This window comes from Thorsellia kenyensis, assembly GCF_042432445.1.
In the GTDB taxonomy this organism is placed as follows: Bacteria; Pseudomonadota; Gammaproteobacteria; order Enterobacterales; family Thorselliaceae; genus Thorsellia; species Thorsellia kenyensis.
The window spans coordinates 1-624 of record NZ_JBHLXE010000061.1 but is presented as its reverse complement, the minus strand read 5'-3'; the positions used below and the strand labels follow the sequence as shown (position 1 = coordinate 624).

General features: G+C 33.5%; 1 protein-coding gene and 1 pseudogene. Both read right to left on the bottom strand.

The window, feature by feature from the left end; all coding sequences use genetic code 11:
• A partial coding sequence (locus tag ACFFIT_RS05645) for a hypothetical protein (protein ID WP_385876678.1) occupies nt 1–217 on the bottom strand: 217 nt, incomplete at its 3' end.
• A gap of 51 nt (nt 218–268) precedes the next feature.
• A pseudogene (locus tag ACFFIT_RS05640) lies at nt 269–624 on the bottom strand (hypothetical protein); the annotation flags it as partial.

Sequence of the window (624 nt, the reverse complement as noted above, 5' to 3'; positions counted from 1 at the left end):
AATCAACAACGCAATCTTTTCCTGATTTGATGTCTTTCAGTCTTGTACGTGTTCCATGTTCTTTATTTACATGACAATCAATCACTTGATTACTTCCAGCTATTTCATACGCTAACACATTTGGGTTAATACTATTGCTTGCTCTAATAAGATAAAATCCTTTATATTCATTAATTTCTTTACAGTAATTAATATCGAAGAACCCTGCATCCATCAATACTAATGTTTCCTTTAAATCATTAGCGTATGGCCTGTGATGTTTTTCACTCTATTTATCTGGGTCTAAACCAATATAATTTGCTGTGCCAGCAACCAGATCAAGCGTTAAATGAAGTTCAATCGCAGCGGGGGCAGTTTTAGTAAATCGGCCTGGTATTATCTCTTTCAACTTTTCATGTAATGTTAGGGATGAACCATCATGCAAGTGAATATTTTTAAATGGATAATGAGCAGGTAAAGCAGCATTAAAAGGGTCTAATAGCAATTTTTTACTGGCGGTTTCGGTTATCGATTGTAATAACTTTGTCAATTCAGGTTTTTTAAGCTGATTATGAAAAAGTTTATAGTTATCCATGTCTTGAAATTTAGCATTAAGCGTTCTCAGTACATCCGTTAAATTAGCAT